The organism is Allobosea massiliensis (assembly GCF_042655245.1).
In the GTDB taxonomy this organism is placed as follows: domain Bacteria; phylum Pseudomonadota; class Alphaproteobacteria; order Rhizobiales; family Beijerinckiaceae; genus Allobosea; species Allobosea massiliensis.
Genome location: NZ_JBHSLU010000071.1, coordinates 21239 through 27462, shown reverse-complemented (window position 1 = coordinate 27462; position 6224 = coordinate 21239). Strand labels below are relative to the sequence as shown.

Below are 6224 nucleotides of genomic sequence, written 5' to 3'. Positions count from 1 at the left end.
TTCCAGACGCGTAACCGCATGACTATCAATATGGCTATCCATATCGACAGTCAGCTACCGCCTCTTGATCAGCGCAAGATGGCCCTCCTCGGAGGCGTACAGACCAGCGAGAAGAACGGCATCTCCTGCAGCAGCGTGTAGCCGGCGCGGTTGACGCCGACCCAGAGATTGACCAGCGCAGCCACGAGCCAGAGCGGCAGGAAGAGCTTGACGGCGAAGCCGGTCGGATCGCCGCCGCCGAGCTTCAGCCGGCGCGCCAGGAAATGCAGCGCGCCGAGCAGGGCGAAACCGGCGGCGATGAGTTTCAGCGTGTGCATCCGGCAGCCCTCCCTGCGCGGTTGGGCTCAGTGGCGAAAATGGCGATGGCCGGTGAAGACCATGGCGAGTCCGGCCTCGTCGGCGGCCTTGATCACCTCGTCGTCGCGCATCGAGCCGCCGGGCTGGATCACGGCCGTCGCACCGGCCTCGGCCGCGGCCAGCAGGCCGTCGGCGAAGGGGAAGAAGGCGTCGGAGGCGACGACCGAGCCCTTCGCGAGCGTCTCCGGCAAGCCAGCGGCCTTGGCGGCTTCGGCCGCCTTCCACGCGGCGATGCGCGAGGAATCGACACGGCTCATCTGGCCGGCACCGATGCCGACGGTGGCGCCGTCCTTCACATAGACGATGGCGTTCGACTTGACGTGCTTGGCGACGCGGAAGGCGAAGCGCAGATCGGCCAGCTCCCGCTCGCTCGGCTGGCGCTTGGTCACGACCTTCAGTTCCATGTCGTCGACCACGGCGTTGTCGCGCGCCTGGGCGAGGAAGCCGCCCGAGACGGTGCGCAGCGAGAGGCCGGGCGCGCGCACATCCGGCAGGCCGCCGGTGAGCAGGAGGCGCAGGTTCTTCTTGGCGGCGATCAGGGCGATCGCATCCTCGTCCGCCTCGGGCGCGATGATCACCTCGGTGAAGATCTCGACGATTTTCCGCGCGGCCTCGGCGTCGAGCCGGCGGTTGAGCGCGACGATGCCGCCGAAGGCCGAGACCGGGTCGCAGGCCAGCGCGCGCTCATAGGCGGCGAGCAGCGAGGGGCCCGTGGCGACGCCGCAAGGGTTGGCGTGCTTGACGATGACGCAGGCGGCCGCCGTCGCGGGGTCGAACTCGGCGACGCATTCGAAGGCGGCGTCGGTGTCGTTGATGTTGTTGAAGGAGAGCTGCTTGCCCTGGGCCTGGCGGGCCGTGGCGACGCCGGGCCGGGTACCGGGCGTCCGGTAGAAGGCCGCCCATTGATGCGGGTTCTCACCATAGCGCATCGTCTCGGCGAGCTGGCCGCCGAGCGCGCGATAGGCCGGGGCGGTGTCGCCCAGCTCATTGGCGAACCAGTTCGAGATCGCGGCGTCATAGGCCGCCGTGCGGGCATAGGCCTTCTGCGCGAGCCGGCGGCGCAGCGTCAGCGTGGTCGCGCCCTTCTGCGCCTCGAGATCGGCGAGGACCGCTGCGTAATCCGAGGGTTCGACGACGACGGCGACGTCGTGATGGTTCTTCGCGGCGGCGCGGATCATCGCGGGGCCGCCGATATCGATGTTCTCGATGCAGTCGTCATAGGGCTTGCCGGCCGCGACCGTCGCCTCGAAGGGGTAGAGATTGACGACGAGCAGGTCGATCGGCGCGATGCCGTGGCCGAGCATCGAGGCCTGATGCTCGGGGTGGGAGCGGATCGCGAGCAGACCGCCATGAACCTTCGGGTGAAGCGTCTTGACGCGCCCGTCCATCATCTCCGGGAAGCCGGTGAGGTCCGACACGTCGGAGACGGGCAGGCCGGCCTCGGCCAGCGCCTTCGCCGTGCCGCCCGTCGAGACGAGGGCGATGCCCAGCCGGTTCAGGGCGCGCGCGAACTCGACCAGCCCGGTCTTGTCGGAGACGGAAAGGAGGGCGCGTTCGACGCGGCGGAGCTCGGTCGGCATCGGAAAGGGTCCAGCACAGGAGACGGTCGGGCGCGAGCTATCATGCTGCGGCGCGCAAAGCAAAGTGAGCCGACCGTTCAGGGTTCCGCGGGCGATTCCGGCGGGGTCTCCTCCGGTGGTGGAGGGCGGAAGCGCGCGGATGCGGGGCCGGCCGCGCCGACGCGGCTGAAGCGCCAGGCGATCCGGGGCGTCGCCACAGCATCGAAGGTGGCGCTGATCTGCTCGGTTCGTCGCCGGCCGTCGGCCGCGGCCAGGAAGATGCTTTCCTCGACCGAAAGCGGCAGTCCCTGCGCCTCGAAGGACCAGACCTCGCCATTCGGCAGAGCCAGCATCACGGCCTCGCCATCGCGCACGAGACTCGCCCTGACCGCCGGGTGGAGGTGGAAACGCGCCACCGCCGGCATGTTGGGCGGCGGCTCGCTCAGCGTGACCTCGTCTTCTCCCGACAGCGCGGCGCCGTCGCGCGCGAGCAGAATGCGGCGGGTGTGCACGGCGCCGAGGCCGCGGCGATAGCCATCATGGCTGCCGACCCATTCGGGGCCGGTTTCCGTGTCCTGCCGCGCGACGCGCACATCGGCGGGGCCGGCGATGACTCGCATCTCGCCCAGCACGCGGCCGAAGGTGGCGCTCGAGCGATCGGCGAGGGTCAGCGTGGAATGGGCGGCCGTGCTGCGCGCCGCCTGGCGCAGCTCGGCCGAGCCGTAGCGGCTGGTTCCGCAATTGACGACGATGCGCTGGGCGCCGCTCGAGAACTCGAAGGAGAGGCAGCCGGCATGGGCCTCGACGGAATAGGCGCCCCGTGGCGCAGCGCCGGCCTCGATCACGACGAGGGCGCGCTCCCCGGTCAGGCGGCTGTAGCCGGAATAGCCGGCCTGCTCGATCGGCCGCGCCCGGGCGTCGTCATAGGCTGCCAGTGTCGCCATCAGGTCCGGCGGCGTCGTACCCATGCCGTTGAACAGGGCCAGCGCCCCGTCGCCGTGCCGGAACAGGCGCAAATGCGGCATCATCCGCTCGATCGCCATCAGCATGCCGCGTGGCGGCTCGATGCCGCGCGCCATGAAGGTCTCGCGCAAGGGCAGAAGATCGAGAAGCAGTTCGATCAGAACGCGCGGATTGCGGCTGAGATGGCCGCCATCCGGCAGGATCTGATGGTCGAGTTCGTCGGACAGTAGGTGATCGAGGCGGCGCCGGCGGCCGTCCTGTCCGTCGAGGCAGATGGCCGCGAAGCTCACCGCGATCAGGCAGTTGAGGCGTGCGCCGCCCTCCACCGCTCCGGCCAGCTCCAAATGCAGGCGGTCGGCCAGGCGCCAGACATGGCGCAGGAAGCGGTCGTAGAAGACATGGTCGGCACCCTCCAGCAGCAGGGGCGAATGCGAGAGCAGCGAGATCAGCCGGCGTGCCGCCACGGCCGGGCGGCGCGCGATCTCGCCGCGCTCGCGCTTGCGGGCGATGAAGTCCTCGACGAGCGCCCGGGCATTGGCGCGGGCGAGCGCCGTATTGGCGGCGTGCATGTGGCGCAGCCAGCCGAAGCCGAACAGCGCCTCGGACCAGGCCTCGCTCGGCGGCGCGCTGTCGAAGGGGGATTCGCCATGGGTGCGCAGGGTGCGGCCGGCGAAGGCGTAGTAGCCGGCGTAGATGTCGGCCGCTGTGGTCGGATCTGCGGTCCGCAGATCATGGGGCGCGAAGAGGAGGCGCGTCGCGGCGGATCGCCCGAACGGCCAGAGCCGGCGCGCGATGCCGAAGAGCTGACCACGGGTTCGCCGGGCCGCCCGTCCGATCGCGGCCTGCGCCAAACCCCTGCGCTCAGACCAGCCGTTCAATGCCCCGATATGCCCCGTACTCACGACCCAAGGCGTCGATCGCCCGTCCGATTCCCCAGGCTGTCATAGCCTGATCAGGCGGGTTGCGTAAAATCCGCTCCATCCCGAGAGACGTGGCGTCTCGTTGCGGAGCTGCTGCGGCAGGGTCCGCATGTCGCCATTGCGGTCGATCGCCTCGGTGAGGCCGCCGATTTCCGCGGGCTCGACGGGCTTGCGGACGAAATCGGCATGGGCCTTCAGGAAGGCCTCGATCTGCGCCTCGCCTTCCTGCGGCTCGAGCGAGCAGGTGCAATAGACCAGCCGGCCACCCGGCTTCGTCAGACGCGCCGCGGCTTCGAGCAGCCGTGCCTGCAGCGCGACGAGCTTGTCGCGATCCTCGGGCGATTTCGTCCAGGCGACGTCGGGGTGGCGGCGGATCGTGCCGGTGGCGCTGCAGGGGGCGTCGAGCAGCACGGCGTCGAAGGGCTCGGCCTGCCATTGAGCGGCATCGGCGGTGACGATCTCGGCCGTGAGGGCAAGCCGCTCCAGATTGGCGCGGAGCCGGCGCAGGCGCGGTCCTGAACGATCGACGGCCGTGACCTGCGCGCCCATCGCCGCGAGCTGCGCGGTCTTGCCGCCGGGCGCGGCGCAGAGATCGACGATGCGCTCGCCCGGCTTCGGCGCGAGCAGGCGCACGGGCAGCGCCGCGGCGGCGTCCTGCACCCACCAGGCGCCGTCGTCGAAGCCGGGCAGGCCGGTGATGCCGCCGCGCTCGCGCAGGCGGATCGAGCCCGTCGGCAGCAGGAGGCCGTCCAGCTTCTCCGCCCAGCCCTCGGGATCGGATTTCACCGAGATGTCGAGCGGCGGCTCGTCGCGATGGCTCTCGGCGATGGCGGCGGCGACATTCTCGCCATAGCTCTCCATCCAGCTCTCGGCGAGCCATTCCGGCGTGTCGAGGAAGGGGTCGACCGCCTCGGCGAGGATGGCCTCGCGTTCACGGGCCAGCCGCCGCAGCAGCGCATTGCCGAGCGAGACATAGCGCGAAGAGCGCGCATCTTCGTGGAGCTGGCGGATCGCCAGATCGACGGCGGCATGGTCCGGCACGTCGAGGAACAGAATCTGCGCGGCGGCCGCGACCATGATCGGCTCAAAGGGCCCGGAATTGCGCGGGCTGCCGCGCTCCAGACGCGCGTTGATCGCCTCCTGGATCGTGCCCAGGCGCCGGAAGGCGGTGATTGCGATGGCGCGCGCCAGGGCGCTGTCGGCGGCGTCGAGCCCGTAGGACGGCGCCAGCCGCTCATGGGTGTCGTCGAGCGAGAGCTTCGCCCGCAGCACCTCGTCGATCACGGCCGCGGCGAGCTTGCGAGCCGGCAGGCCCGGCGCCGTTCCGCTGTTGCCGTCCTCTGTCGGTCCTGCTTCGGTGTGGAGAGCGTCCGCCTTGCGTCCCTTCGCCACCGGATCAGCCCCAGGGACCCGGCGCCCGGCCGGACCCGCCGCTCCAGGGGCTCTGGATCGCCTGGCTCATGAAGCCGCCGCCGCTGCGGCCGACGCCCATGGCGCGGGCCTGCTCCATCAGCGCGGCGATGCGGTTGCCGGTATCGGGGTGGGTCGAGAACAGGGAATCCATGCCGCCAGCCGTGAGGGGATTGATGATGAACATGTGCGCCGTAGCAGGCTTCGCCTCCGCCGTCTCGTTCGGCGTGTGCGCGACGCCGCCGGCGATCTTGGCCAGGGCATTGGCGAGCCAGACCGGATTGCCGCAGATCTCCCCGCCCAGCTTGTCGGCCTCGTATTCGCGCGAGCGCGAGATCGCCATCTGGATGATCATCGCGGCCATCGGCGCCAGGATCGAGAGCAGGATCTGGACGATGAGGTTGGGCCGGTTCTCGCGCGAGCCGAACATCATGCCGAAGGTCACGAGCGAGGAGATCGCGCCCGCCATGGTGGCGGTGATCGTCATCGTCAGCGTGTCGTGGTTCTTGATGTGGGCCAGCTCATGCGCCATCACGCCCGCCAGCTCCTCATAGCTCAGAGTGCGCAGGATGCCGGTGGTGGCCGCAACCGCCGCATTCTCCGGGTTGCGGCCGGTGGCGAAAGCGTTGGGCTGGTCCTCGTCGATCAGGTAGACGCGCGGCATCGGCATGTTGGCCCTCGCCGCGAGGTCGCGCACCATGCCGTACAGCTCCGGCGCGCTCCGCTCGTCGACCTCATGGGCGTTGTGGGCGGCGAGCGCCAGCCGGTCCGAGTTCCAGTAGCTGAACAGGTTGGTGACGGCGGCGAAGCCGAGCGCCATCAGCATGCCGCCGCCGCCGCCGAGCAGATAGCCGACCGCGCCGAAGAGCGCGGTGAGACCGGCCATCAGCATGCCGGTGCGGACATAGTTCATCGTCATCCCCTTGCTTCGCGGCCCGGCTCGCGGCGACATGCCTCTCCCCGGATGCGGTTCAGGCCCTTATGTGGTGAAGCGGACGGCGATCCTGCAAGGACT

Annotated in this window: 5 protein-coding genes; all 5 read right to left on the bottom strand. The window is 70.1% G+C overall.

Features of this window, described 5'->3' with window-relative positions:
• Positions 1-68: 68 nt before the first annotated feature.
• The 5 genes from ACFPN9_RS21475 to htpX all read right to left on the bottom strand — a co-directional run bounded on the left by ACFPN9_RS21475 (position 69) and on the right by htpX (position 6122).
• Entirely contained in the window at positions 69-317 is a 249-nt protein-coding gene (locus ACFPN9_RS21475; protein ID WP_377817567.1) for a hypothetical protein, read from the bottom strand.
• 27 nt (positions 318-344) lie between these two features.
• Positions 345-1937, bottom strand: a complete 1593-nt coding sequence (gene purH / locus ACFPN9_RS21470) for a bifunctional phosphoribosylaminoimidazolecarboxamide formyltransferase/IMP cyclohydrolase (RefSeq protein ID WP_066718545.1) — start codon at positions 1935-1937, stop codon at positions 345-347.
• A gap of 77 nt (positions 1938-2014) precedes the next feature.
• Positions 2015-3730, bottom strand: coding sequence for a heparinase II/III family protein (locus ACFPN9_RS21465; RefSeq protein ID WP_377817566.1), 1716 nt, complete (start codon positions 3728-3730; stop codon positions 2015-2017).
• Between the two features lie 90 nt (positions 3731-3820).
• A complete protein-coding gene (locus ACFPN9_RS21460; protein WP_082734944.1) occupies positions 3821-5191 on the bottom strand; it encodes an RsmB/NOP family class I SAM-dependent RNA methyltransferase in 1371 nt (456 codons plus the stop codon).
• A gap of 4 nt (positions 5192-5195) precedes the next feature.
• Positions 5196-6122 carry a zinc metalloprotease HtpX gene (gene htpX / locus ACFPN9_RS21455; RefSeq protein ID WP_066718622.1) on the bottom strand — a complete coding sequence of 309 codons (927 nt, stop codon included), beginning with the start codon at positions 6120-6122 and terminating at the stop codon, positions 5196-5198.
• Positions 6123-6224: the final 102 nt, after the last annotated feature.

Bases quoted from the DNA above. Each gene is read 5' to 3' on its own strand.
- ACFPN9_RS21475 (WP_377817567.1), bottom strand. From the start codon at position 317: ATGCACACGCTGAAACTCATCGCCGCCGGTTTCGCCCTGCTCGGCGCG.
- purH (WP_066718545.1), bottom strand. From the start codon at position 1,937: ATGCCGACCGAGCTCCGCCGCGTCGAACGCGCCCTCCTTTCCGTCTCC.
- htpX (WP_066718622.1), bottom strand. From the start codon at position 6,122: ATGAACTATGTCCGCACCGGCATGCTGATGGCCGGTCTCACCGCGCTC.